At 53.8% G+C, this 24,871-nt stretch carries 23 protein-coding genes; 15 read left to right on the top strand and 8 right to left on the bottom strand.

What is annotated here, in order from left to right:
• The first annotated feature begins 146 nt into the window (after positions 1-146).
• Positions 147-308 (top strand): nucleotide-binding protein, encoded by a 162-nt coding sequence (locus HS1genome_RS03215; protein WP_126449592.1) that lies wholly within the window; start codon positions 147-149, stop codon positions 306-308.
• A complete protein-coding gene (locus tag HS1genome_RS03220) occupies positions 269-895 on the top strand; it encodes a hypothetical protein (protein ID WP_126449593.1) in 627 nt (208 codons plus the stop codon). Before HS1genome_RS03215 ends, HS1genome_RS03220 begins: the two co-directional genes overlap by 40 nt.
• A gap of 257 nt (positions 896-1,152) precedes the next feature.
• On the opposite strand, the gene HS1genome_RS03225 is transcribed toward HS1genome_RS03220, so the two are convergent.
• Positions 1,153-2,619, bottom strand: a complete 1,467-nt coding sequence (locus HS1genome_RS03225) for an aldehyde dehydrogenase family protein (protein WP_126449594.1) — start codon at positions 2,617-2,619, stop codon at positions 1,153-1,155.
• A gap of 176 nt (positions 2,620-2,795) precedes the next feature.
• Here HS1genome_RS03225 and HS1genome_RS03230 point away from each other — a divergent pair, with 176 nt between their 5' ends.
• Positions 2,796-3,230 carry a CBS domain-containing protein gene (locus tag HS1genome_RS03230; RefSeq protein ID WP_126449595.1) on the top strand — a complete coding sequence of 145 codons (435 nt, stop codon included), beginning with the start codon at positions 2,796-2,798 and terminating at the stop codon, positions 3,228-3,230.
• Here the strand turns inward: HS1genome_RS03230 and HS1genome_RS03235 are convergent.
• Both HS1genome_RS03235 and HS1genome_RS03240 read right to left on the bottom strand, forming a co-directional pair.
• Positions 3,227-5,014: an aldehyde ferredoxin oxidoreductase family protein gene (locus HS1genome_RS03235; protein WP_126449596.1), complete on the bottom strand. Its 1,788-nt coding sequence runs from the start codon at positions 5,012-5,014 to the stop codon at positions 3,227-3,229. The two genes, HS1genome_RS03230 and HS1genome_RS03235, sit on opposite strands and share 4 nt — an antisense overlap.
• Before the next feature lie 121 nt (positions 5,015-5,135).
• A complete protein-coding gene (locus tag HS1genome_RS03240) occupies positions 5,136-6,467 on the bottom strand; it encodes an APC family permease (protein WP_126449597.1) in 1,332 nt (443 codons plus the stop codon).
• A 148-nt stretch (positions 6,468-6,615) separates the two neighbouring features.
• Between HS1genome_RS03240 and HS1genome_RS03245 the strand changes: the two genes are divergently transcribed.
• Positions 6,616-7,032 (top strand): universal stress protein, encoded by a 417-nt coding sequence (locus tag HS1genome_RS03245; RefSeq protein WP_126449598.1) that lies wholly within the window; start codon positions 6,616-6,618, stop codon positions 7,030-7,032.
• Positions 7,033-7,292: 260 nt separating this feature from the next.
• On the opposite strand, the gene HS1genome_RS03250 is transcribed toward HS1genome_RS03245, so the two are convergent.
• A complete protein-coding gene (locus HS1genome_RS03250) occupies positions 7,293-9,650 on the bottom strand; it encodes a plasma-membrane proton-efflux P-type ATPase (RefSeq protein WP_229768122.1) in 2,358 nt (785 codons plus the stop codon).
• A gap of 107 nt (positions 9,651-9,757) precedes the next feature.
• Here HS1genome_RS03250 and HS1genome_RS03255 point away from each other — a divergent pair, with 107 nt between their 5' ends.
• The gene (locus HS1genome_RS03255; protein WP_126449599.1) at positions 9,758-10,207 is read left to right on the top strand and encodes a peroxiredoxin; all 450 of its coding nucleotides are present in this window, start codon (positions 9,758-9,760) and stop codon (positions 10,205-10,207) included.
• A 31-nt stretch (positions 10,208-10,238) separates the two neighbouring features.
• Positions 10,239-12,215, top strand: a complete 1,977-nt coding sequence (locus tag HS1genome_RS03260; RefSeq protein WP_126449600.1) for an acetate--CoA ligase family protein — start codon at positions 10,239-10,241, stop codon at positions 12,213-12,215.
• Here HS1genome_RS03260 and HS1genome_RS03265 read toward each other — a convergent pair.
• From HS1genome_RS03265 to HS1genome_RS03275, 3 genes are read right to left on the bottom strand one after another with little or no spacing between them, the layout of a single operon-like run.
• Positions 12,199-12,726: a hypothetical protein gene (locus HS1genome_RS03265; RefSeq protein ID WP_126449601.1), complete on the bottom strand. Its 528-nt coding sequence runs from the start codon at positions 12,724-12,726 to the stop codon at positions 12,199-12,201. The genes HS1genome_RS03260 and HS1genome_RS03265 overlap by 17 nt on opposite strands.
• Positions 12,727-12,751: 25 nt before the next feature.
• A complete protein-coding gene (locus HS1genome_RS03270; RefSeq protein ID WP_126449602.1) occupies positions 12,752-13,885 on the bottom strand; it encodes a radical SAM protein in 1,134 nt (377 codons plus the stop codon).
• The gene (locus HS1genome_RS03275) at positions 13,882-14,937 is read right to left on the bottom strand and encodes a radical SAM/SPASM domain-containing protein (protein ID WP_229768121.1); all 1,056 of its coding nucleotides are present in this window, start codon (positions 14,935-14,937) and stop codon (positions 13,882-13,884) included. The genes HS1genome_RS03270 and HS1genome_RS03275 overlap by 4 nt, the downstream gene beginning before the upstream one ends.
• A gap of 112 nt (positions 14,938-15,049) precedes the next feature.
• Between HS1genome_RS03275 and cbsA the strand changes: the two genes are divergently transcribed.
• From cbsA to HS1genome_RS03310, 7 genes are all read left to right on the top strand, one after another.
• On the top strand, positions 15,050-16,384 hold the full coding sequence (gene cbsA / locus HS1genome_RS03280; RefSeq protein WP_126449603.1) for a cytochrome b558/566 subunit A: 1,335 nt from the start codon (positions 15,050-15,052) through the stop codon (positions 16,382-16,384).
• Positions 16,381-17,349: a hypothetical protein gene (locus HS1genome_RS03285; RefSeq protein ID WP_126449604.1), complete on the top strand. Its 969-nt coding sequence runs from the start codon at positions 16,381-16,383 to the stop codon at positions 17,347-17,349. Before cbsA ends, HS1genome_RS03285 begins: the two co-directional genes overlap by 4 nt.
• A 55-nt stretch (positions 17,350-17,404) precedes the next feature.
• Positions 17,405-18,247, top strand: coding sequence for a Rieske 2Fe-2S domain-containing protein (locus tag HS1genome_RS03290; RefSeq protein ID WP_126451292.1), 843 nt, complete (start codon positions 17,405-17,407; stop codon positions 18,245-18,247).
• A gap of 1 nt (position 18,248) precedes the next feature.
• Entirely contained in the window at positions 18,249-19,892 is a 1,644-nt protein-coding gene (soxC, locus tag HS1genome_RS03295; RefSeq protein ID WP_229768119.1) for a proton pump complex cytochrome B SoxC, read from the top strand.
• A gap of 84 nt (positions 19,893-19,976) precedes the next feature.
• Positions 19,977-20,204, top strand: coding sequence for a sulfurtransferase TusA family protein (locus HS1genome_RS03300; protein ID WP_126451294.1), 228 nt, complete (start codon positions 19,977-19,979; stop codon positions 20,202-20,204).
• Positions 20,201-21,622: a SelD-related putative sulfur metabolism protein gene (locus HS1genome_RS03305; RefSeq protein WP_126449605.1), complete on the top strand. Its 1,422-nt coding sequence runs from the start codon at positions 20,201-20,203 to the stop codon at positions 21,620-21,622. Before HS1genome_RS03300 ends, HS1genome_RS03305 begins: the two co-directional genes overlap by 4 nt.
• The gene (locus tag HS1genome_RS03310; protein ID WP_126449606.1) at positions 21,619-21,891 is read left to right on the top strand and encodes an acylphosphatase; all 273 of its coding nucleotides are present in this window, start codon (positions 21,619-21,621) and stop codon (positions 21,889-21,891) included. The genes HS1genome_RS03305 and HS1genome_RS03310 overlap by 4 nt, the downstream gene beginning before the upstream one ends.
• Before the next feature lie 524 nt (positions 21,892-22,415).
• On the opposite strand, the gene HS1genome_RS03315 is transcribed toward HS1genome_RS03310, so the two are convergent.
• A complete protein-coding gene (locus tag HS1genome_RS03315) occupies positions 22,416-23,267 on the bottom strand; it encodes a sulfite exporter TauE/SafE family protein (RefSeq protein WP_126449607.1) in 852 nt (283 codons plus the stop codon).
• Positions 23,268-23,490: 223 nt separating this feature from the next.
• On the opposite strand from HS1genome_RS03315, the gene doxD reads away from it, so the two are divergent.
• A complete protein-coding gene (gene doxD / locus HS1genome_RS03320; RefSeq protein WP_229768124.1) occupies positions 23,491-24,036 on the top strand; it encodes a thiosulfate:quinone oxidoreductase large subunit in 546 nt (181 codons plus the stop codon).
• Positions 24,037-24,042: 6 nt separating this feature from the next.
• On the top strand, positions 24,043-24,534 hold the full coding sequence (locus HS1genome_RS03325; protein WP_126449608.1) for a TQO small subunit DoxA domain-containing protein: 492 nt from the start codon (positions 24,043-24,045) through the stop codon (positions 24,532-24,534).
• Positions 24,535-24,871 lie beyond the last annotated feature (337 nt).

The raw sequence follows: 24,871 nt of genomic DNA on the forward strand, positions 1-24,871 counted from the left end.
GAAGGCGGGTGAATTCCTTCTTATGTAGAAAGACCCTAAGAGTTCCTGAAGTAACTGTGTGAGAAGTTTCCTCGTGGCTTCAACTTTCGGATTAGAATTAGACAGAAGAGTTTAACTTTATTAAGGAGAGTGAGAGAGGTGCGTCGATGAGGTTCTCCGTAGTGGGGGTGAAGGGAGGGGTGGGGAAGTCGACCCTCTCCGTGGCCCTCGCCAAGCTCTTCGCGAGGTCTGGAAGGAGGGTGCTCCTAGTGGACAGGGACCTGATAGGGTGGAGCTCCCACCTCCTGGGCCTCCACGGGGGAGCCTGATAGGTGCGGCTGCTGGGAGGGAGGAGCCCTTCCACCTCACAGTGGAGGAGGGAAAGGGGAGCGTCACCGTGGTGAGGGTGAACCCGGACCCGCCAGAGTTCGGCAGGTACTTCTCTAGGGCCTCGGAGGGGAGGGTGGAGGAGCTCTACGTCGGCCTCTTGAGGGGGAGCGAAGTGCAGGTGGTGGACAACCCCTCCAACGTGTTCTTCGACGACCCCCTAGTGAGGGTGGAGCTGAGGGCCTACCTCTCCGCCCTGCCCGGGGACAGGTGGTACAGGGTCTACGTCTCGGACCCTTCCGAGAGGGGGGTGGAGGCGACCCTGAAGTACGCCGAGGCCCTCGAGGCCTCCGCCCCGGGGGGAGAGGCGGGGGCCTTCGTGGTGAACATGGTGCCTCCGCTGCCTGAGGAGTACGCACAGGCCTCGTCGAGGGTCGGGGAGCTGAAGTTCCCGGTGAGGGCGGTGGTGCCGTTCGACGAGAGGCTCTACACGTACGGCTCCTTCTGGGATTTCGGGGAGTTCCCGGAGCAGGTGGCGAGGCTGGGGAGGGTCCTGCTGGACATGCCCACCACCGCTACGGTGGAGTGAAGTGACTCGAAAACCGTCCAGTTCCGCGGGGCGGGATTTCCCCAGATCGGGGTCATACTCCGTCTGTCGAAATGGGGAACAGTTGAAGGTGGTTTCCCGCTGGACTTACGTTGCATAACCCATGTCATTGGTAGGATTAGGCGCTTATCACATCGCTTAAATGTCGAAGACAGTTCCCCATCGGTTTATCCTGCTAGGTGAGGGACTTCTTTATTTCGCCAACGTGAAGACTGACTGTCCTCAATCCGAGGTATTCACTAGGAGTAAGGGGGGATCACCTCTCCCGATGTGGGGTCCTTACTGTAGTCTAAGTAAACGTTCTTGACCTTTACGTACTCCTCCACTCCATACCTAGAATTCTCCCCCGCCTGTCCAGACATTCTGAATCCAGTGTGGTAACCCTGCGAGGCCTCTGGACCAGGCATGTTGGTGTAGAGTTCGCCAAATTTGATTTCCTGTGCTGCCTTCAGTACTAAGGCCGAATCCCTGGTGAAGAGATAAGACGCGAGGCCGTAGTCGGAATCGTTGGCTAGATCTATGACTTGATCGAAGTCGTCTGGAACCTTCATGGCCCCTATTACAGGCCCGAACACCTCCTCCCTGAAAATTCTCATCCCCTGATCGACGTTAGAGATTATGGTGGGCATGTAGAAGAATCCGTTTCCTGGAGAGTCTGGCTTCCTACCGCCGTAAAGGACCTTTCCCCCTTCCGTTACCGTGTCCTCGACGAACTTGTTGACCTTAGAGAGTTGCTGTCCGTTTATCAGAGGTCCCATGTCCCCGTTGGGTCCCAGCCTAAGCCTCCTAGTTTTCTCGAGGAAGAGTTGAAGGAAGCGATCGTATACGTCTTGGTGGATGTAGAGCCTCTCCGCGGCAATGCAGGACTGTCCCGCGTTCCAATACTTTGCCCACATCAACACCTTAGCCGCTAGCTCGAGGTCGGCGTCCTTCCATACTATGAAAGGGGCCTTACCACCGAGCTCCAAGATCAGCTTGGCCATTATCGACGACGCGGACTTCATAACTTGGACTCCTGTACCGGTCTCACCGGTAAGTGTTATTAGGGAGACCTTCTTATGGGAAGTGAGGTAGTCTCCTATCTCGCTTCCCTTACCTGTGGCAAGGTTAACCACTCCCGCTGGAAAGCCAGCCCTCCTGGCCTTCTCAACGAGCCACCCAGCCGTGAAGGGCGTGTCGGAACTGGGCTTCAGCACTACTGTGTTTCCACCCACGAGTGCAGGGCCCACTTTCCTGGCCACCATTGCTGCCGGAAAGTTCCAGGGGGTTATCGCCAACACCACTCCGTAAGGGACCTTCAGTTGCAGGATGAGCCTCTCTCTCTTCGTACCTTCAACGACGTCACCAGTTATCTTCCTTGCGAACTCGGCGTAATACTGCAATTGGTCTATAACTCCTTCCACCTCCTGGGCCGCTTCCTTCCTAGGCTTACCTACCTCTTCTATGAGAAGAGACTCTAGCGAAGCCCTGTCCTTCTCTATCTCCTGGATTAGCCTATAGATGTACTTACTTCGTTCTACCGATGTGAGGGCCTCCCACTTCCTCTGGGCAGCGTAAGCTGCGTCTATCGCTTCGTCTGCTTCCTTTCGAGTCGCTAGCGCGAACCTTCCCGACACTTCACCTGTACTTGGATTGACCTTTTCGCCGAACCTTCCCGACTCAGGTGTTACCCACTCTCCGTCTATGAAAAGAAGTTGTTCTCTCACAAGTTATATGACGGAGAGTGGTATAAATACGCGATGAGTGAGACCTGTGAAGAGTGCGCGATCGACGATCCAATACCCATCTGGCGAGAAACACTGTCACTGACTTTCCAATTCCAGTAAGTCGGGGGCACAGTCGCAACGGGAAAACGTTTATAGTGGGAATATAGATTTTAGCCATGCCAATTCATAAGAGGGATAGGTCCCACACTTTGAAGGTTCGGGATGTCATGTCCTCACCAGCTTTAGTAACCTCCACTGATACCCCGCTGAAGGACGTGGTGAAGTTGATGTGGGACGAGAAAGTGGGGAGCGTTCTAGTGGTAGACGAGGAGGGTAAATTGGTCGGGATAGTGACGGAGAGGGACGTAGTGTACGCTGCCTCTCGTGCACTGATAGAGAAGGGTAGGGCAAGTTCTGTCATGGCAAAGAACGTGATCAGTGTAGGTCCGGAAGAGCCGTTAATGGAGGCGGTGGAGAAGATGCGTTCACACAATATATCCCACCTTCCAGTTGTTGAGGGGGGCAGACCTGTGGGTGTAGTGTCTATGAGGGATTTAACGGGAGTGGCATCTAGCTTGTTGAAGGTACTCCTCTCCATTGAAGAGACTTAGCTAGACAGTCCTAGGTCCTTCAACTTCTCCTCTTCTGGTATCCCTCCGTTCCATACCCTCTCCGCGTAGTATTTTGAGATCATTTCATCTAAATGGCAAATTCTCCCGTCGGGCAACGGATTGCGGAACTTCTCAGGCAAGTAGTCCCTCTTGCCTCCCGCCCTTAGATCGTAGAGCCTCTCTAGGTTAAATATCCTTTCTCCAACTTTGAGGAGGTCCTTACTCTCGATCTCCACCCCAGCCACGGCCTTTAGTGCTTGGACGTAGTCCTCCAAGTCGAAGGCCATGTAGGAGAAGGCACACACCTGTAGCGAGTCTAGTGCGGCCACTAGGTCCTGCTTGAACTTCACTGCCCTAGCTATATTTTCTAGGTCTCCCCTGTCCTCCGGGAGGATAGTTCTCACGCCTTCTACGGACCTGAAAGAGTATATGAGGTCTGGGTAAACCCAGATGTGGCAAGAGGCGCCGGTGTTGTCGGTAGCATTGAGGAGTCCCCACGCGGGTTCGGCCCTAGGATCTGTGTTCTGTATCGTAATACCGCACACTGCTGTGGTGAGGGATGGATCCCCCAACTTCTCCGTCAACTTCTCCGCGCCTTCCCTTAAGTCGCCTTTCCCCTCCCCGAGTTCCCTAATGATTTGAATCATGCGTTCCTCGTCTCCCCACTTGAGTCCACTCTCTTTTGGGACTATACCTTTCTCCGTGGCTTCGGCTAAAATAGCCAGTAGGTTACCTACTTCAATGGGATCAAGCCCGAGCTCGTAACAAAGGTAGTTCATGTAAGCTACGGCCTCCAAGTCAATCACCTGACAGTTGGAACCCAAGGCGCTCACCTGAGCGTAGTCAGGTCCTTCCACTCTGAACTCGTACTTCGAGTGAGTAGCCGTCTCTCTCCTGCACTGAACCGAGCACGCGGTGCAGGTCAACCTACCGACCAGGATGGTATCCTTCATTTTCTTCCCAGTGAGGTTCTGCCAGCCCTCCAGCTCAGTAGACGTGTAGTTCCTGGTGGGAAGCGCTCGATTGATGGCCAACGGTTCCACCGCGAGTGGAGTTCCGTAAACTGCGAAGGTTCCAGTGTCCCTATTGAGGAGTGGAGAGGACCTAAGTTTGCCGTTGAGCCTGGTAAGAACTTCTCTGAACGCCAACTTGTCAGCTATGGGTAGGGTTTGAGTGTAGTCGCCGACGATGGCGACGGCCTTCACCTTCATCTTACCCAGGACACAGCCAGCTCCATGTCTCACTCCACTCGTCCTACCGGCGTCGTTGAGGACGTTGGCGAACTTGACTTGTGCCTCCCCGGCCGGTCCTATTGCCAATACCCTCGCGTCACCGTGTTTCGCCCTAAGGGCAGCTGTGACCTCGCTCACGTTTCTCCCCCAAAGGGACTTAGCGTCCTCCACAGTCGCGCAGTTCCTCTTCACGAGAACGTAAACTGGAGACTCCGACTCTCCAACGAGAACTAGTCCATCGAAGCCTGTGCGCTTAAGCGCGGTACCTGCATAGCCTCCAGTGTTGGCGAAGGCCACAGTGTTAGTCAGGGGAGAGTGAAACACGAAAGTGAGCCTGTTGGCTAAAGGAACCCCAGTGCCTGTCAAAGGCCCCACAAAGGCGCCGAAGAAGTTAGATGTAGACGACCAGTTATCCCAAAGTAGCTTGACACCGTATCCCCTCCCACCGAGGAAGTCGTGAGCGTAGTTGGGGTTAAGCTCCTCGATCACGCTTTTTCTGGATTCCAAGTTTACAACAACGAGCTTCCCGTTATATCCACCCTTAAGGTCCACTACATCACCTTTCCCGGAGTAGTTTCACCACTTAATAAACGTGTACCATCGGTTGAGGGATTTGGAAAGACGAGAACGCCCTCTTGAACCTAAGTCCTGTCACCCCGAGGGTAACTAGAAACTAGCGTCTTTTTCCAGCTCCCGCCGACCTCTTCTCTTCGAATTTTCTCAATACGTTGAGTTCGCGAAAGTCCTTGATGAGGTACGCAGCTACAAACATCACGACCACTACTGCGACGTTTATCGTGAGAGCCTCTCTTGGAAAGCCTGCCAGGAGAGAGATCAGCATGACTGTAGAGGCAACGATCGAATAGGGATAGAGAGGCGTCCTATAAGTGCCCACAACACCTCTCCTTCTGAAATGTACTAGAGCTAGGTTGCTCGCTATGAACGAGAACACCAAGCCGAAATTGCTTATGGAAGCGATGACATAAACGTTGCCAGCGAAGAAGGTCGCTATGGCTATAGCTACGGATATCACGACGGCTGTCGAAGGTACATCTCTCTGGGAGTCATACTTGAGGAGGAACTTCGGCAGTTCCATGTCCAAGGCGAGCTGATATAGGGTTCTCCCTGAAGCTAGGATCATGGCGAGGGTGGCGGAAGTGGTGGCCACCATGCCTCCGAAGTCGACGACCTCGTGGAGCCACACAGGGGCGCCAGCGTAGGCAAGGGCGAAGGAGAGGGGGTCAGCGTTAACACCGAACTTACTCACTGGAACTAGCAAGATGAGTGAGAGCGCCACTAATACGTAGAAGAGGACGCTGATCAGCACCGATACTACGACTGCCCTCGCAGCAACCTCAGGTCCACCCTTCACCTCGTCTGTGAAGGAAGTTATCACTTGGAACCCGGTGTAGGCGAAGAAGATCGCGATCGTAGACGAGAAGAAGGGAAGTATAGAACTTTGCCTGGGAGTCGAAGCGAAGTTGGAGGGGTGGAACCGAGCGAAACCTACGTAGAGAGAGAACGTTATGAACAGGGAGAGAACTGAAAGTTTAATCAAAACCAGGAAAAGGTCTGCTCGCGCTGCTTTCTGTATCCCCGCCAAATTCACGAGGGTGAGGACTAGAGTCAGCGCAATTGCAAAGGTTAGGGAAAAGCTGGGAGCCCTGAGAGCTGAGGCTAAGTACGCTCCGAACCCATCGGCCACCGCAGCGATAGACGTGGAGAAGCTGAAAAACACCATTACTCCAGTGACCAACCCTAGCTCCCTGCCGAACGCCTTATAGGCGTAGGAATAAGTAGATCCCTTCTCGTGGGGCAGTATGGTCGCCAGTTCCCCTAGGACGGTTGCCGTGAGGAGGCTCATTCCCCCTACGAAGAGGAACGCGAGAAGCGACCAGGATCCCGCCAATGAGATCGCGGATCCTGAAAGTACGAATATCCCTGCTCCGATTATCGCTCCCAGTCCAACCGCTACCGCCTGCCAAAACGAAACTTTCTCTGCCACGAGGAGAACTCCGTTTCCCCCTTAAAAACGTCAGTCTGAAGTTAAACGAGTCGTTAGCCGCCCCTTCTGTTGGGAGGCACCCAACGTTGAATACTTAAATATTCTTCAAGTATAGATATAAGGTGTGACTAGGGAATGGTGAACCCGAATGTTTGAGAAGGTTCTTCTGGCCTACGATGGCTCAGAGGAGGCCAAGAAGGCGGTAGAAGTTGCTGTAGACGTCGCCAAGAAGTACTCGGCGAAGCTCTACGTCTTAGAGGTGGTAGACAATACCATACTCTATAGCTTCGCCGCCCCTCCCATATCGTTCAAGGAACTCGAGAAGAGGGCGGAGTCCCACGTTAACGAAGTCGCCCAGAGGGCACGTTCGTCTGGAGTGGACTGTGAACCCAAGGTAGCGGCGGGATATCCACCAACAGCTATCATGGAGTTCGCGGAAAGTAATGGAGTCGGGCTGATTGTAATGGGGAGTAGGGGACTCTCGACCTTTAAGAAACTCTTCCTGGGCAGCGTATCGAGCGCGGTAGTAAACAACTCCAAGGTCCCTGTTCTGATAGTTAGATAAAATGTATTCGCGCTGACTTCCTCCCCATCCTGAAAGAGTGAGGCTTTTGGATTTTGTAAACGTTTTCTGAATTCCAGCTTTCCTCCTCACCATTGAGAGTTCTCTCACAGAGTGATCTCAACCGTCGGTTCAACTTTAGTCTCAGTGGAGCGGCAGAGGATAGAGATAACTCACTGGATCGTGGAGACTCAACGGTTTTGTGGGATATGTCATTGAACGTCGCAAACTGTTTTAGGGATCGGAAGAAACTCAACACGACTTTAAAGTTGGTATCTCCTGAACACTTCGTTCTTTACTAAGTCCATTAACGCCATCCAGGCAAAGGTGAAAGCCAGTACAACGAGGACGTCCCAGAGGGGGATGGGTGTCACTAGGAGCCCAACGACCGAGATCGCCGATATTGCTATAACATCCCCGGTTATTGACAATGACATCCACTTGCTTGGCTTGGAGTGCCAGAATCTCCTCCTCTCCCTGACCATGAACACAGTGAAAAGTCCAGAGAAAACTAGAGCGTCAAAGACGAAGGTGTGGATCCCATTTACTCCTAACCCCAATCTCAGGCCCAGCCAGAGCACTACAAAGCCCTCCACTACCAGTAGGGCGGAGAGTAGCGCCGAGCTCGCAATTAGGGCCTTAACGTTCCACCTCTCAGGCCTCTGGGAATACCTGACGTTATCTGTGGCTATCGACATGGTCACGAAGTCGTTTGCGAAGAGGAGGAGGATCACGTCGAACGGAGTAGTAACGAAGAATCTCACCACAAAGAACGATAAAGTGAGGAAGAGCACTACCTGCATCGTCTTCATTATTTTATTTAACGTGTAGGTAAGCATGCGTTGGTATATCCTTCTCCCGCTCTTGATGGCCTCAACTATGTCCGATATCCCCTCGTGGGTGAGTACTATGCTAGCCGAAGCCTTCGCTACGTCGGTCGCGTTGCTGACTGCTATTCCGACCTCGGCCTGCTTCAAGGCTGGGGCGTCGTTCACTCCGTCCCCTGTCATCCCGGTCACGTGTCCCTCCTCCTGAAGTCTCTTCACGATGAAGAACTTGTCCTCCGGGAAAACTTCTGCGAACACCGAACAGCCATCGATAGCTGCCTTGCCCTCCTTGACGTCCAGTACTCTGCATACGCCGCCCTCTATTCCCACCTCCTTACCAACTTCATCGGCGATCGCCAAGTTGTCGCCAGTCACCATCTTCGTGGAAACACCGAAGGCGTTGAGTTCCATGATCAGTTCCCTAGAGTCGGGCCTTGGCCTGTCGTAGAGTGGAATTACACCTAGAAGCTCTGGGGTTTCCCTTCCCGCGGCCACCGCTATGACCCTGAAACCGCGTGAGGCGTAGCTTTCTACGTCTCGCTCTATTTCCTCATACCTCCTCTTGCACACTTCCGCTACAACTTGAGGGGCTCCCTTGATCACCGTGAATTTCTCTCCGTTTACGTTAACTACGGCCTCGGTTCTCTTCGTTGAGGGGTCGAAGGGTTTGAACTGTAGCCTATTCTCGTAGTCCACCGTCATATTCCTCTCCTTGGCGTAGGAGATGACCGCTAGATCTATGGGATCCTGGCTCGCTTCGTCGGAGGCAAGACAGGCATACCTGAGGAGTTCGTCCTCCGTCCCCTTGTAGGCCTTTGGTTCTACAACTCTCAACCTGTTCTCCGTTATGGTGCCCGTTTTGTCCATGCATAGTACGTCCATTGAAGCCGCGTCCTCTATCGCTGTGAGTCTTGTGACCAGAGCTCCCTTCTTGGACATCTCCAACGCTCCTATGGCCATCGCTATGGTGAACGTCGCTGGTAGAGCAACCGGAATTGACGCGATTAGGACGACCAAGGAGAAGGGGAGCACCTGTGTGAAACTCACGTGCTCAAGTAAGGAAAATGAAGTCATAGCCAAAACCAACACCACGTCCAGAACTATGAGACTCCTCACAATTCCGAAGATCAGTGACTCTATGTGAGACTTGGAGCCAGCGCTTTCCACCAGCTCGGTAGTCTTACCGTAATAGGTATTAGGTCCGGTCAACGCCACGACACAGGTGGCCTCACCTCTCCTAACCACCGACCCAGAGAAGAGGACGTCACCCTTTCCCTTCTCCACAGCCACAGACTCCCCAGTGAGGGCGGACTGGTCCACCTCGACCTCCCCATCCAAGACCTTGACGTCAGCGGGGACTATGTCACCTAACCTCACCCTTATCACGTCCCCTGGGACCAGTTCCCTCGCCTGAACCTTTGTCCACCTCCCATCTCTGAGCACCCTCGCCTGAACCGATAGCCGTTTCTTGAGGATCTCCACAGCGTTCTGGGCCCGCGATTCCTGTACGTAACTCACGATGGCGTTGAACACTAGGAGGAAAAGGATGATCAAAGAGTCGGGATACTTCTTCAGAGCGAAGGTAATGGCGATGGTGACTTCCAGCATCCAGGGTACTGGACTCCAGAACTTCCTCAAGAACTTCAGGAGAGGGCTCTCCTTCCTCTCAACCACCTCGTTGTATCCGAACTTCTCTAACCTGTTCCTCGCCTCCTCGTTTGATAGTCCCTCCTTAGTAGTTCCTAGTCTCTTCATTAACTCGTCTATACCAATGTCTTTCAGATCTTCTCTCACAGGTTCCGCTTCCGAGACTAGGTCAAAAACTTAGCGGAGGACGTTTTGAACGAATTAAGCACAAAGTATAAGAATCTCAATAGCATGGTTTATTGTGGTGATAACGCTTGGAGAGTCGAAAATTGGGAATAGTGTTCGCCTCAGGGGCCGCCAACAGGCTCTGCTGTCTCTTCATTTACGCTGGTGCGGCCTTGGCGGGGGGATGGGAAGTGCGAGTTCACCTCGTGAACGAGGGGTTGGTGGCCTTCAAGAAGGAGGTCTTACCGAAGCTCAGTACGATCGAAGCCGCTTACTATCCACCACTCTATTCAACGGACGTCGAGACCTACGTCGGGAACTTGAGGGAATTCGTGAATTCCGGCAAGTTACCCGACTGGCACTCCTTCCTTAAACAACTGAAGGGCGACTTCAAGGATCGCTTCAAGGTTTACGCTTGCCCATACGCGGCGGCCCTCTACAACGTCAGGAAGGAGGACCTCGTCGAGGAGGTGGACGAAGTACGAGGAGCTGAGTCCTTCCTGGAGGAAGTGTATGGTGGAGTGGTGATGTACCTCTAGGACTTTTTACCTACTGTCACACCTTCTACTTATGCTAGAGAAGCTCTTTCGGCCCTCCAGCGTGGCGGTGGTGGGGGCTTCTAGAAATAGGGACAAGGTAGGTAACATCGTTCTGAGGAACGTTCTATCAACTTTTCGGGGGAAGGTGTTCGCAGTGAACGACAAGGCCGACTCGGTGGAGGGTGTTAAGGCAAATAGATCATTGAAGGAAGTGAAGAACGTTGACCTAGTGGTTGTCGCTGTGCCGAGGACAGTTGTCCCCCAAGTCATGGAGGAGGCGGTCCAGGTCGGAGCGGGCGCAGCAGTAGTAATAACCTCCGGTTTCAGGGAGACCGACGAAGAGGGGGCCAGACTGGAGAACGAACTCGTATCCATAGCTAGAAAGGGCGATGTGAGAGTGCTGGGGCCCAACACTTTGGGCTTGGTAACACCCGCAATGAACGCGACTTTCGCCTTCGCGGATGTCCTAAGAGGAAATGTGGCGGTCGTCGCTCAGAGCGGGGGTATCGGGGTTTACATGTTGAATTGGGCTCAGAGAACTAGGACCGGACTTAGCTATTTCGTTAGCCTCGGAAATCAGGCAGACGTCAGCGAGACTGACGTGTTTCAGTTCCTCGCTGAGGACCTCGAAACCAGGGCGATCTTCTCCTACCTTGAGGGTGTGGCGGATGGAAGCAGGTTCTTGGACGTGGTTCCAGACGTAGCGAAGAGGAAACCCTTAGTGTTCCTGAAGGGAGGGACAGGGAAGGGAGGAGCTGAGGCCGCTAAAACTCACACTGGGAGCGTAGCAGGCTCTGGTGAGCTCTTTAGGGCTGCGGTGAGGACAGTGGGCGGAATACAGGTGGATGGGTTGGAAGACATGTTGAACCTAGCTAAGGTCCTCACAGCCGATGAACCCATAAGGCCGGACGTCCTAGTTGTGACTAATTCAGGGGGACATGGCGTGCTCACTGCCGACTCCATAGAGTCCTCAGGACTGAAGATGGTCACTCTGACTCCAGGGGCTAACGAGGAGTTGAAGAAGGTGCTCCCCCCTCAGAGCCTCCCCAAGAACCCTCTTGATCTCTCCGGAGACGCGGACAGCGAGAGGTACAGGAGGGCACTGCAGATTGTCCAGGACCTCGACTGCACTAAACTGGTAATTGTGCAGTCCTTGCCGATGGTCAGCTGCAGCGAGGTCGCTAGGGTGGCGCTGGAGTTCAAGGGAAAGGGAGTAGTGACTGTAGTCATGGGACTAGACGAGGACGCGGCCTCGAGAACCCTCGAGTTGGCTAGGATGCCCGCGTTCAGGTTCCCTGAGGACGCTGTCAAGGCTATCAGCTACGTCCTGAAGAGGAGACCTCCTCAAAGGAAGATCAGGGTCCCACAACCACTAGAGGAGGCGCGAGAGTTAGTTGAGGGTAGAAAGTACCTACCGGACTACGTGGCGATGAAACTGATGGAACTCTACGGCGTGAGGACCCCAAGGTGGGCGGTGGTGGAGGACCCCTCTCAACTCAACGAGGCTGCAACGAAAGTGGGATTCCCCCTAGTTGTGAAGGCGTCCACTGACGAACCAATACACAAGACCGAAGTAGGAGGGGTGGTGATGAACGTGGAGCGTGACTCGTTGGAGCAGGCATACAAGCTAGTGTCCTCTAAGTTCAAGAGAGTCCTTCTACAGAGACAGTTGCACGGGGTGGAGGTGTTCGTAGGTGGTCTGAGGGACCCGGCATTCGGTCACGCCGTAGTTGTGGGAATTGGTGGGGTCCACGTCGAGGTAATAAAGAGCCTAAGCTACGCCCTTTCCCCCGTCTCGGAGGACGAGGCACTAGAAGTCATGTCCGAAAGCAAGGTGACTCAATTACTGACGGCGAGGAACAGGAACTACGACCTAGGCTCTGTGGCTAGGACGATATCGACCATATCCAGATTGATAGTGGATCTCAACGTTAGGGAAATGGACGTTAACCCCTTAATGGTGAACGAGGAAGGGGCCTACGCCGTGGACGTCAGGATTGAACTGTGAGGAGCCTCTGATAGTCGAGGTCAATGACCTTCGGGGCTACCATGTGAGATGAAGCTGAGGCTCTAGCCCGCAACTCCCTCAGCACCTCCCTCCACGCTCCTCGAGGATACTCGCTCCGTAAGGGGACCTTCAACTTCCTGTTCAAGTCCTTGACGAAGTATATGCAGGTGGGTAATAACTTGCAGTCCTCACAGCTAGATCCTCCCAACCTGACGTACCTCAACTTATCGCCCTCCACCCACAGGACTCCATCCGTGAGCTTGACTCCATCCTCTCCCCTGAACGGGAGGACCAGGTTACCTCTCACTCTCCCCTCTTGGTTGATCAGTCCAGAGGACCTTAGCCAGTCCAAGATATAGTAATAGTAACTCTTACTTATCCCCTGATCCCTCCCTCCTGCTAAGGTTTTCAAGTAGAGCTCTCCACCCACCCTGCTGAACCTGTTCTCCTCGAGAAGAACTGTTCCCTCCTGAACCTCCCTCTTCAACTCCTCCTCCCTGAGTTCACACATAGGTTAAATTTAGAGAAACTTCCCTTTAGCCGTTGTGTGGGTTAACGTGTGAAGTTGTATACTCCTGTACACTTATGGGATGTCTAGATAGAGCTTCTTGGAGATAACAGGAGGGATCTTTGGCCCAGAGGTCCCCAGTCACGGCCAGAGCCCTCCCCCTCAAGCCTCCATTGCAGACTGGGAAGAAGGGACAGGAGGAACACTCAACATACCTCCTCCTTTCCCTGAGCTTTTCGACAAGTGGAGCAGGCCCATCCCACAGTTCCTTCAGGTGTGGCCCGACCCCTATGGGTACTGGAGTGAACTGATCAGGATAGACCACTCCCTCAGGAGAAATGTAAGCTACCCTCTCCCCAGACCGGTTGCCGCCGTTGGCTCTGAGCAGATTCAACAGCTCAGGTTTCCCCGTGATTAAGTACGCCAGAATGCCGTCGACTGGGTTGTCCGCCGTCAATAGCTCGTAGTTGACTCCCTTGGCCTTGTCGAGGAGGTGCTCGACTACGTTCAACCTCGTCGAGTTATCGACATCCAGGGCCCTTTCTGCCCTCCCGACGTAGGCTAGGTGATAGAAGCATATCCTGTCCAATCTTTCCCTCTCTACAGTGTTCAACGCCTCGTCTACGTACCACCAGTTGAGGGCCGTGATGGTGAATCGCAGTCCCACCTTGAGGCCGAGGGATTTGGCGAACCTGGCACCCTCAAGTGCCTTACGATGGGCCCCCTTCAATCCCCTCAGCTCATCGTGCACCTGAGGGGGTCCGTCCAGACTCACACCCACATAGTTGACGTATTCAGCCAAAGGTGGGAGGGAAGTACGTAGAACCGTGCCGTTAGTGGAGATCTCGACACTTATTCCTCTATCTTGCGCATGTCTCGCGATCTCCCTCACTTCCCTCATCATGAGGGGTTCTCCCCCGGTGAGTACGATGTGTCTAACTCCCATAGATCCCGCCTCCTCGACCGTTCGGAGCCAGAAGTCCAATGGTAGGTCTATGAACTTAGCTCCCCCAGAATTGGAGTAGCAGTGAAGGCAATTCAGGTTGCAGTTTCTTGTTAGTCCTAGGATCAGGACGGCTGGATACTTCCTCTCACTAGTAGGGAACCTGACCGAGTCTCCCCTTTCGTTCCTCCCTCCCATAAGCCTCGAGAGACTTATCAAGATCTCATCCTCGCTGGAACGTAGAGACATAGGGGGTCTTCCTCTAGGTAGTCTCCGGTGGCAGCGTAGGCCCTAGCCCTGCACCCTCCACACACTGTACGGTACTCACAGACTCCACACTTCCCCCTCAAGTTGGACGGTTCCCTAAGGACTGCGAAGAGCGGCGATTCCCTATATATCTCGCTGAACTTCCTGTCCCTCACATTCCCAGCAGGAACGGGTAGGAAGCCGCACGGGTACACAGTACCGTCGTACCCCACAAACGCATAACCGTTGCCGGCCATGCATCCCCTCGCTCCCTCTACACTCCTCCTCCCGTACCTGAGGTCGGGGGGAATTGGCCTAACCCCTTGCTCGTTGGCGAGTCTAACTAGGTATGGAGCGCACGTCATCCTGACGTTTATCCCTTCCTTCATTCTCCACCTCAAAACTGTCCCCATCACCTCCTCCGCTTCCTTGGGAGAGATCGCCATCCCCGGAGTAGCCCTCCCCACCGGAACTAGCATGAACACGTCCCACGTCTGAGGGTGCATGGAAAGGACTGTTTCCTTGAGCTCCCTTAAGTACCTGACGTTGTACCTACTTATGGTGGAGTTCACTTGAAGTGGAACGCCGGCCTCCCTAACGGCTTCCACGGCCTTCCTAGCAAGCTGGAAAGCTCCTGGAACTCCCCTGAAGTAATCGTGGACCTCCTCTGGTCCGTCCACGCTCACTGAGACGGCCGAGACGCCGGCCTCCCTGAACTTCTTAGCAACGTCGTAAGTTAGACGGCTACCGCTTGGTGAGACGGCCGTCCTGAGTTTCTTCGAGGAGTACGAAAGGACTTCGAATAGGTCGTCTCTCTTTAGGGCGTCTCCTCCGCTCACTACGAACAGCTTCACCCCCATTAGGGCTATGTCGTCAACGAGAGACAGCACCTCCTCGGTTCTAAGCTCGTTCGGCAACCTCTGTGGAATCGCCAGTGCCCTGCAATGTCTACACGCGAAGTCGCACGCCTTAGTGCTCTCCCACACCACTGCCGAGGGCGAGACGTCAACTTCCATGCAGTACATGGAAGTCTCCTGGACGAAATCGTTTTAGCGTTAGAAGAAGAGGAAAACTGTCCCTCCCAGTCCAACCCATTAATAATATAACCGTGTTGGTGGAAACAAATCCTCGATTAGTATGAACAGGCTCACACTACTCGTCGTAATGGTTGCCCTAGCCCTATCCTTCACGGCCGTGCTCGTGGGGGTTCCATTGGCCCAGACCGCTCCTCAGATCACCGCCTACAGAGTCCACGGTTCCCTGAACTTGGGAGATCCCGGATCCGAGTCGTTCTGGAACTCTATACCTTGGACCAACGTTTCCCTCACGGCCAACCTGAACGGAGTGCCCACCTCAGGTATAACTCCCTACGTTCTAGTGAAGGCAGCTTGGAACGGAACAGATTTAGTGGTGCTAATGAAGTGGCCGGACGAGAATCCTGCGTTCAACGCGTGGTCTGCAGCGGCGGCCTCGTTGTATCCCCCAGCTTCAGGTCCAGGAGTCTTCAGGATCATGGAGTTGACACACGGCGTGACTTACACCCTTGAGAAGAACTACACCGATTATTACACGATAGTGAACGGTACGCAACTGCCCGGTAGGTTAGTCCTCAACTACTCCGGCGTGGCGGTCTTGCCAGCTCCCAACGACACTCAGATACAGGTACTTGGAAACGGCACGATTCTCCTCTACCACTCCCCAAGGCCCATGGAGTACCTTCTGGATCAAGATTCCATGTTCTACGGTTACTACGTGAACTCCACGTGGTACTACCCGGACAGGGCGGCAATAATGTGGTACATGGGATCCGAGACTAGCCCCATGGATTGTATGAACATAGGAGGCAAGTTCCCAGGACAGGTTTACGACGGGGTCAAAATAACGCAGGCGGGAGGTTCCCTATCAGCGGGACCAGCAAACATATGGATGTGGGTGTCTGGGGCGACTTGGAACTCCTCCCAAGATCCCGCGTTTAAAGTGGGACTCTGGACTAACACTTCTCTCACTGGGTTGAACTACACTACTAACCATGGGTTCGCGGTTCCGCTATACACAAATCAAACGAACATGTACGAGGTGGACACTGCAGGAATATGGTACTCTCCAGTAGCTTCCTCCGGACTTCAGGGCTCGCTCTTCTACGTTTGGACAGGAGCGTCCTGGAGCAATGGCACCTGGACTGTGGAGTTCGCGAGACCAATGGCGGTCCCCACTTCCCTAGCCCAGTACGAGCCCAACTTCACCGTCGGGCACAGTTACGACGTAGCTTTCGCCGTATGGCAAGGAAGGGCCGGAGAGACCCTTTTCGACAAGTCAATAACCTCGAACTTCCTCACTCTATACGTTTCGTCCTCGGCTCCGAGCGTTCCCACTAGCACAGTGACACTGAGCACGACTGACGAAGTCACAATAGTCGGCCTCGTGGTGGCCCTAGTGGTCCTCGCGCTACTCTACGTGGTGTTCAGGAAATGAAGGGGGACTTAGACCTCAGGACGTTACTCGCGGTCCTCTACGTTGGGGCGGTGTTACAGTTTCTGTTTAGAGAGGCAACCTTCGCTATAATGCCCATTCCCCTGCACATCTACGCTCTGTCCTACCTTGGACTTCTAGGAACTGTGGGACTGATGCTGGAGCTAGTGGGCATGGTGGCGCTGCTCGCGGCCCTGTGGAGGAAGCTCTTTCTGGCTGCACCCCTTGCAGCGCTCCTCGTCGTGTCGAGCGTGCTAGCGTTCGTTTTCCCCCAGTACTACGCCACTGGTCTCTGGACCTGGGTCACGCTTGCATCCGTAACTGCCACAGCGATCCTCGGGCTGGAGGGGGTGGCGAAGGGTAATGGAAGGAGGCGGGCCGTGCTTCTCCTGACTTTGCCGCTCCTGATCGCGGTGGACGTTGAGGCTTTCTTCCTTTACCTTCACGTCGGACTGCTCTACTCCAACTACCCTCTGCTCTTCTTCCTAGCTGCCGCTGGTTCAGCTGCAGCGACGATCCTCTTCGGGAAACCTTGGGGAAGGAGGGCCGCCTTGTCGTATGGACTAGGTATTGTCGCAGCGTCTACTGTAATGCCGCTTTACCTTCTCGTGACACAGAACAGGTTCATGGAGATCATCATGGACATGACAATACCCTCGGCTGTGGGAATAACCCTCAGCGACCCATATAGTTTAGGTCTGGTGATCATTTCCTTCGGTGTAGTTCTTTTCTCAGTGGTGGGTCTCCTGGTGAAGGGAAGGTACATGGCATCGGCTGGGTTCTTCCTGTTCTTCAGCACAGTCTTCATGGGGATCACTGGGTACCACCTGATGCTCTACGTTATCGCACCTGGGTTGGGACTGGCAATGGCTGGGTTGGACTCGTTGAACTTGACTGTAAAGGAAAGGACCCAGTCCAACGCTAAACCCTCAATTGCTGTCACGGAAAAGAGAGAGGTGGGGAGTTGAAGTGAGGAAGTACAACAGGTGGGATTTGTTCTTCGCGAGGGGACTTCAGAGGGTAATGAGGAACCCCAAGACCAAGTTCGACGAGAGGGAATTCGTCACGAAGGGAAGCGACTACCTATTTAACTACGCGGAGAAGAACGTAGGTACTATAGACGAAGGTAGGAGGAACTTCATGAAGGCGTTAGCGATAGGTGTAGGTGTAGCGGCAGTGGCCGGACTACTCCCTGGGTTGAGGGTGCTTCCAGCTCCGGGTGTCGGAATTACCAAGTTTCCTAAGGTTCTCCTGGTCGACTCTTCTGGTTCGCCCTTGAAGGCTTCCACTTTGCCTATCAACGAACCCGTGATCACGATATACCTCTACCCGCTAGCTGACGAACCCAACTTCCTGCTAAACTTGGGGGACGCCTCCAACAAGCCAGTGCAGGTTCAGCCAACAGAGGTAGTTATTCCACAGACGGGAGAGAAGTACTCCTTCCCTGGTGGAGTGGGGCCGTCCAAGTCAATAGTCTCCTACAGCGCCATATGCCAGCACTTAGGTTGCGAGCCGCCAGAGATTCACTTCTATCCACCCAGCTACATGAAGTTGGGTATGCCCGCTCCGGCCGAGTTGACGGCGGAGGCACTCCTCGCGGCGAAGCAAGCTAACGCTCCGGGGGTGATACACTGTGACTGCCACGGCTCAACCTACGATCCCTACCACGGTGCGTCAGTTCTCACTGGACCTACGCAGAGGCCTCTCCCCTACGTGGAGCTGGAGTGGGACCCAACGACCGACTACCTCTACGCGGTGGAAGAGGGAGGCGTCCCAGTTTACGGCCACACCTCGGACCTCACTGGCGGAAACCCCCTCAGCGGAGACACTACAACAGTGAGCAAGACCATAAATCCGTTCAGCTGAGGTGGTAGATACGTCCAACAGGTTCTCAAACTGGCTCAGGGATAGACTCGGACTCGACGAACTACCGTTCTTCAGAACGCCTGACTACATGTACAAGGCTAACTATTGGCTGGGGGCCTTAGTAGCGTCGGCCTTCGTTTACGCAGTGGTCTCTGGATTAATTCTCCTCCTCTACTATAACCCAGCCGATCCCTACGATCAGACACAATACATCATAAACAGCGTCCCATACGGTTCTGTGGTGCTCTTCAGCCACCTCTACGCTGCATATGCTATGATACTCCTGGCATATGTACACATGTTCAGAAACTATTTCGTGGGAGCTTACAAGGCTCCCAGGGAACTGGTCTGGTTGGCTGGAGTACTCCTGCTGGTCTTGACCATGGGGGCCTCCTTCGTCGGTTACAGTCTTGTAGGGGACGTGCTGGGGGTAGACGCTGTAGGAGTAGGGGAAGGCATACTAGGAAGTTTCCCGGGTGGATCGGTGCTCAACGCACTCTTCTTCGGAAACGGTACGACACAAGACACGTTCACTAGGCTGCTTGCTTGGCACATAATCTTAGTTGCGCTAATAGGACTCCTCTTCGGATTGCACTTCTTCATGGCGGAGAGGTACGGCATAATGCCCACTAGGAGAGTGAAGCCAACTGCCCCAGCGGTATACACTAAGGAGGAGGAGTCTAAGTTCAACCCATGGTGGCCCAGGAACTTCGTGTATATGATGTCGCTCATGTTGATGACCTGGGGACTCATACTGATAGTGCCTAACGTCTTAGCTAACGTGAATGGCCTCCCACTACTGCTCAATCCACACCCAGCTCCCTCCCCCAGCAGTCCACAAGCCGCCTCTGTCCCAGCTTATCCTCCCTGGTTCTTCCTCTTCTTCTACAAAATAGCCGACTTCCTGATGCCCAATGGGGCACCGTACCCTCCCTTCGGGGCCCTCTTAGTGGCGGTTCTCATACCCATGGTGTACCTACTCTTGCTACCGTTCTTGGACAGAGGCAAGGAGCTCCACCCCTTCGGTAGGAAGTTCTGGACGTGGGTGGGAGTGATGCTCATAACCTACTTGGTGGAAATGAGCGTGTGGGGTTACTTAGCGCCTGGAGTTCCAGAGCCCTTCACAGATCAGGTTAAAGTGCTCCTCCCCCCTGCCGTGATCGCTGCCATCGGGGTCTACGCAATGGGAAGAACGTGGAGTAGGAGGAAAGTTAGCCTAGAGTCGCCCGTCCTACCCAAGGGGACCGGCCCTTCCCCAGTGACTGCATTCGGACTTGTAGTGTTAGGTATGCTAGCAGTTGGGACCGTGGGGCTGGCCATCAACGATCCAACCGTTCCAGGTGGAGCTGCGGCAGTTGCGTTGGTCCTGGCCTTCGCGGCTTTCGCTAGGGGGTTCTGGCGTCGTTCCTCAGGAAACACGAACCAAGAAACCGTGAACCGGAAGGCCCGGATTACGTTGGCAGAGACGGTGATGGCGGTCCTGTTCGTTGTTGCCGTAGTACTTGCCTTCAACATGTGGACTGTCCCCTCCACTGGGCCGCAGTCCAGTCTGTTCGGTGTCGATCTAGGTGCGCTACTCCTCATGCTCGGAGAGGCCCTGTCCCTTTACCACTACGCCAACTACGCCGTCAAGGCCAGCATATAATTACTTTCAACCTGGCAATATTTTTCTACCTACTCTCGTACACAAAGTATAAAAGAGAGAACTTCTCAATGGAATTTGAGAGCAATGGAAAAAACAGTAGACGCTTCTGGGACGATATGTCCCTATCCCATAATGCTGTTGAGTAGGGCGGTTAGGGAAGCTCGACCAGGAGACGTCATAAAGGTAGTGGCGACGGATCCTGCGTTCGCGCGGGACGTGAAGTCCTGGACTAAGAGCACAGGAAACGAGTTACTAGCACTCGAAGAGGGCGAAGGAAAGGTCGTTGCGCTTGTGAGGAAGGTGGGAAGATGAGCGAAGCAGTACTCAGGGAGAAGTTCAGGAGGAACGTCTCGGTTTACAAGTCGCTCGGGGTTAACCCGATGTCGTTGGCTACCGGTTGCTCGGTGAAGGTGGATTTGGTGTCGGTCCTCTATCCAGCGATCTCCACCCTAAGAGGAAAACTAGAGAAGATGAAAATAGCGCCCAGGAGGGATGCCTACGTTTTCCCAGCTACGGAGGTGGAGGTATTGGAGAGGAGGATCTATGGTCTGGACCTAAGAGAGGAGGACGTGGAAGACCTAAGGCGACTCAGGCCAGCGCGTGCGGTCGTGCTCTCCCAGGTGAGTCAAGAGTTGGCAGGATCGGCGGAAAAGTTCTCCCAGGTGGTGGAAAGGGTGTATTCGAAGGTGGCCGACGCCTCGCCTGGATTAGAAGTAGGAAAGGGGCACTCCATTGTGACTACTGACGAGAAGGCTCAGTTCTTTATCTTCGATTTCGTCAAGCAGGAAGGTAGTGAACTCCAGTCGCTCACCGTTGCTAACAACGACACTATACAGGTGATCGACCCAACGGAGGAGCCTGGTGACTACCGGCAGTCGGCTATAGCAGTTGGGAACTCACTCAACGACCTCTACGCTCTAGGGGCGTGGAGGGAACTCAAGGTCTACCCAGTGATAGATGCCCCTACCGAGGAGCTCAGAGGTAAGATAGAGGTAAACTACGAGAGGTACGTGGAGGAGGTGGGAGGAGTTGTAGTTGGCACCCCCCAACCCCACACCGGAACTCTACTGATGGGTGCCACGGTAGTGGCGAGAATGAGCAAGAAGCCACCCTTTTTCTTCGATCAAATCAAGGAGGGAATGGAGATTATGATAACAAGACCTATGGGTGACCTCGCCCCGATAAACGTCTACATGGTTTCCATGATGGACCAAGATCTGGTTAATGAGTTGAAGTCGTTCCACATGACCGTGGAGGACGTAGCGAGGGTTAAGGAGCAGGTGTTGGAGACGCTGAAGGTCCCTAACTTACCGGCGGCCAAGGCCATAGAGGAATTCCTCCCCGCATTGGACGAAGAGTTCGATCCCTACAAACACATAGCAGCTACTACGGATGTGAGCGGGCCTGGAGTTTACGTGATAAGGGAGCTCGCCGAGCTTGCACATGCGGAGATAGAGCTCTGGGACGTACCGCTCACCTCCCCCGAGCTTAGCGAGTTCGCCACTAGGAACTTCATAATACCCAACGGCACGTCAGGTACCAACGGCAGTTTAGTGATAGTGGCCTCTTCAAGGGTGCTGGACGAACTCGAGGGGAGGTTGAAGGGTGCCTACCAGCCGGTTAGGATAGGAAAGGTGAAGGGGAGGGGAGAGCCGTTGGTAGTGGCTCCCAGGAAGCTGGCTAACTACGTGATGGCAGAGTCCTACTTGAAGGGGTTCGAACTGAAGTGAGAGCTAAACGCGTAGTGCTCAAGGGCGAAGTTCAGGGAATAGGTTTCAGGGCCTGGCTCGCAAGGAGGGCCAGGGCCTTGGGACTCCTAGGCTACGTGGAGAACGTGGGGAAGGACGTAGTGATAGTGGCTAGTGGAAACGTAGAGCCACTGATAGATGCCGCGAGGAGGTATGAATATGCGTCAGTGAGGGAGGTGGAGGTTGAGGACTTAGAGGTGAGATCATTACCCCCTTTTACTGTTAAATTCAGCGAGTACGAACTCAGTTGATCGGTTATGGAATTTCTCCAGAAGTTCTCTTCGATCCAGTTCTCGGGTAGAACCACTGAGGATAGATCCCACTGGAGAGACCTTCGCTGTTCGGAGTGAAAACATACATAGGCAGTCGCTTAGGCCCGCCTAGACACTCGCCTGGCGGTTGGTGTTGGGACGTGCTGAATATGCTGTGGACTTTTTCAGGCGGAACTAAAAGCCAAATCGACTAAAATTTCGTTTTGAATCCCTTTGTCTTAAAACGTGAGTGGAGGTAGACCACCAGCGAGGACGAATGGCCCCCTTCCACTCCAACACCAGTTCCCAGACTACGTGTCGAGACAGTTAAACGCAGCGACCTTCACCTAGACGCCCGAAAGGGGAGGGTCAGCTAAGTCACGCCTCCGTCCCAACCGTTGGCCAGAGGCGGGTGAAAGGGATCGCGCACACGTCCAAATACGCTGGACGACGCTCGGTACCCGTGGGGCGCCCCACCCTCGTGGGGTCGCGAAGTAGGAAGCACCTCCGTAAGTGGTAGTGGTTCACAAAAGAGCTGAGATCGCGTAGAAGTTCTGGTACATTATGTAGAAGGCTACAGCAATGACGACTAAAGCGAAGAGCCTCTTTAGAGTCACGTTGGGTAGACCACTGGCGAGTCTTGTCCCGACGTAGCCTCCCACTAGACCTCCCATTAAGTAGAGGAAGGCAACTTCCAGACTAAGCTCACCGAAGAGAGCGTAAGTCGCAGCACTAGTGACTCCAAACGTTCCTACTGCCATCAACGAAGTCCCAATGGCCCTTATCATGGTCAGGCCAGCGCTGTACATCAGGGCGGGGACTATGAGGAAACCTCCTCCAATTCCGAAGACTCCTGACAGGACACCCACTGCGAATCCGGCGGGGATAACCCTAACTAGCCTAGATGTGGTGACCTTGGGGCCGGCTGTAACCCTCTCCTCTAACTCCCTCACCCCAGCAGACTTGCTCTTCAACATAGTGAGGGCTATCCCTATCATCACGAAACTGAACATGAAGAGAAGGAGACCTCCCCCTACGAGGTGACCGACGTACGCTCCCGTCACGGCCCCCGCAGCTCCAGGTAGAGAGAACGCGACACCGTTCCTGAGGCTCACATTACCTTTCCTGTAGTGCATGAAGGAGTTCAAGTAGGCGTTCAATCCCACTGACAAAGCAGTAGTACCTATCACGAGGTGATCTATGTAGGACTCCGCGGCGCTGTGAGGGGGAGCTTCGTAGGCTAGGCCCACGAAGTAGAGGAGAAGAGGTATAGCTAGTATCGACCCTCCTCCACCTATGAGGCCCAAACTAAAGCCTACGAGTACCCCTGATACTACGGCCAGTAACGCCTGAATCAAGCTCAACTCTACGTACATAAGCAGCTTTGAGTTCACTCGCTTTAAAAAAACTTTCTTTTCATAGTTCAAAACAAACTAGTTAGAGAACTTCCCTACTCCCTCTGTCATACAGTTTTACCTTTAGATGCCAGCTAAGAGCCTACGGGATATTCTTTGAGTTAGAGGTATAGAAAGTCCCTACAAGATTTTTGAAAACAAACATATATCTAACTCATGTATAAGTGTAGAGTGGTGAGTGAAAGTGAGTAAAGTGAAGTTGAACGAGAGTAACTCCACTCGCATGGAATACCTGTGGCCGCTCAGGTTCGCGGTTGGATGGATGTTCCTAGATGGTGGACTTAGGAAGGCCGTGCTCAAGCCAGCTAAACTGAACCCTTTATCTGCCTCCTTCGTAGGGGGTAAACTCGTGAACTTCTTACCTCACTCGGGCCCATTCAAACCCTTCCTTCTTATGACGTTGGAGAACAGGCCGCTAGACGTGGCGTTCCTGACAATTTTTTCCTATTTAGAGATCGTAGTTGGGCTCTTCTTGGTGTTAGGAGTACTGACTAGGTTGGCAGCTTTCGGTGCTCTCTTGATGTCAGCCGGCTTCGCTCCTGCCTACTGGCTTGGTTCGACCTGTGAGGACGAATGGCAAATAGGTGCGTTGTTGGTGGCGGGTAGCCTCGTTTTAATGCTCACTGCCTCCGGCAGAACGTGGGGGGTTGACTCTCTCATATATAAGAAGTTCGGAGACAGGGCATTATCGAGGAGGATACCTGTCCTGAAGTGGATAAAGTTGTGGTGATGTGGAATGGAGAGAACCGTGATAGTCGGCATAGTGTTCGCATTAATAGCGGTCGGATGGATATTAGGTACGGGTCAGTGGGCCTACGGAAACGTGGTGGGGCCGCTAGTTAACTACTCCAAACTTCCTAAAGTCGAGGTACCTTACGTCAGTGCCGCTCCAACCACCGACGGCACGATTCTAACCCTGAACTTAACTGACGTTGACGGGCCAGACGCTTATCCAGCGTCCGTCGTCATGATCGAGATAGGGAACTCCACATGGCACATTTTCCTTAACTCCTCACAGTTGGCCAACTACACCGTCGAGGTGCATCAGGCGCCTTGGAACGAAAACAAGAAGGACAGCGTCAACTGGTACTCGGGGTTCGAGATCCCCCTAGGAAGCGAGGGACAGTTCGTCCTTCACCTTCCATTTAGACTCTCCCCGGGCAGTTACGAGTTGACGCTCTACACTCCAGCAGTGAAGCCTGTGACAGTGAAGTTCACCTCGTCCTAATACGCAGGTAAAAGCCGTTTCTTTTTTGGAACGATTATCAATTCATTTTGATTCGAATGAAAATCCAAAACGGGCTGGAGTTAGGTTCTCGTTATTCAAGACAGTAGGGTGTGAACCACTACCACTTACGGAGGTGCTTCCTACTTCGCGACCCCACGAGGGTGGGGCGCCCCACGGGCACCGAGCGTCGTCCAGCGTATTTGGACGTGTGCGCGATCCCTTTCACCCGCCTCTGGCCAACGGTTGGGACGGAGGCGTGACTTAGCTGACCCTCCCCTTTCGGGCGTCTAGGTGAAGGTCGCTGCGTTTAACTGTCTCGACACGTAGTCTGGGAACT

Origin of the sequence: Sulfodiicoccus acidiphilus, from assembly GCF_003967175.1 — an archaeon.
GTDB classification, from domain to species: domain Archaea; phylum Thermoproteota; class Thermoprotei_A; order Sulfolobales; family Sulfolobaceae; genus Sulfodiicoccus; species Sulfodiicoccus acidiphilus.

Bases quoted from the DNA above. Each gene is read 5' to 3' on its own strand.
- HS1genome_RS03215 (WP_126449592.1), top strand. From the start codon at position 147: ATGAGGTTCTCCGTAGTGGGGGTGAAGGGAGGGGTGGGGAAGTCGACC.
- HS1genome_RS03230 (WP_126449595.1), top strand. From the start codon at position 2,796: ATGCCAATTCATAAGAGGGATAGGTCCCACACTTTGAAGGTTCGGGAT.
- HS1genome_RS03245 (WP_126449598.1), top strand. From the start codon at position 6,616: ATGTTTGAGAAGGTTCTTCTGGCCTACGATGGCTCAGAGGAGGCCAAG.
- HS1genome_RS03260 (WP_126449600.1), top strand. From the start codon at position 10,239: ATGCTAGAGAAGCTCTTTCGGCCCTCCAGCGTGGCGGTGGTGGGGGCT.
- HS1genome_RS03265 (WP_126449601.1), bottom strand. From the start codon at position 12,726: ATGTGTGAACTCAGGGAGGAGGAGTTGAAGAGGGAGGTTCAGGAGGGA.
- HS1genome_RS03275 (WP_229768121.1), bottom strand. From the start codon at position 14,937: ATGTACTGCATGGAAGTTGACGTCTCGCCCTCGGCAGTGGTGTGGGAG.
- cbsA (WP_126449603.1), top strand. From the start codon at position 15,050: ATGAACAGGCTCACACTACTCGTCGTAATGGTTGCCCTAGCCCTATCC.
- HS1genome_RS03285 (WP_126449604.1), top strand. From the start codon at position 16,381: ATGAAGGGGGACTTAGACCTCAGGACGTTACTCGCGGTCCTCTACGTT.
- HS1genome_RS03290 (WP_126451292.1), top strand. From the start codon at position 17,405: ATGAGGAACCCCAAGACCAAGTTCGACGAGAGGGAATTCGTCACGAAG.
- HS1genome_RS03300 (WP_126451294.1), top strand. From the start codon at position 19,977: ATGGAAAAAACAGTAGACGCTTCTGGGACGATATGTCCCTATCCCATA.
- HS1genome_RS03305 (WP_126449605.1), top strand. From the start codon at position 20,201: ATGAGCGAAGCAGTACTCAGGGAGAAGTTCAGGAGGAACGTCTCGGTT.
- HS1genome_RS03315 (WP_126449607.1), bottom strand. From the start codon at position 23,267: ATGTACGTAGAGTTGAGCTTGATTCAGGCGTTACTGGCCGTAGTATCA.
- HS1genome_RS03325 (WP_126449608.1), top strand. From the start codon at position 24,043: ATGGAGAGAACCGTGATAGTCGGCATAGTGTTCGCATTAATAGCGGTC.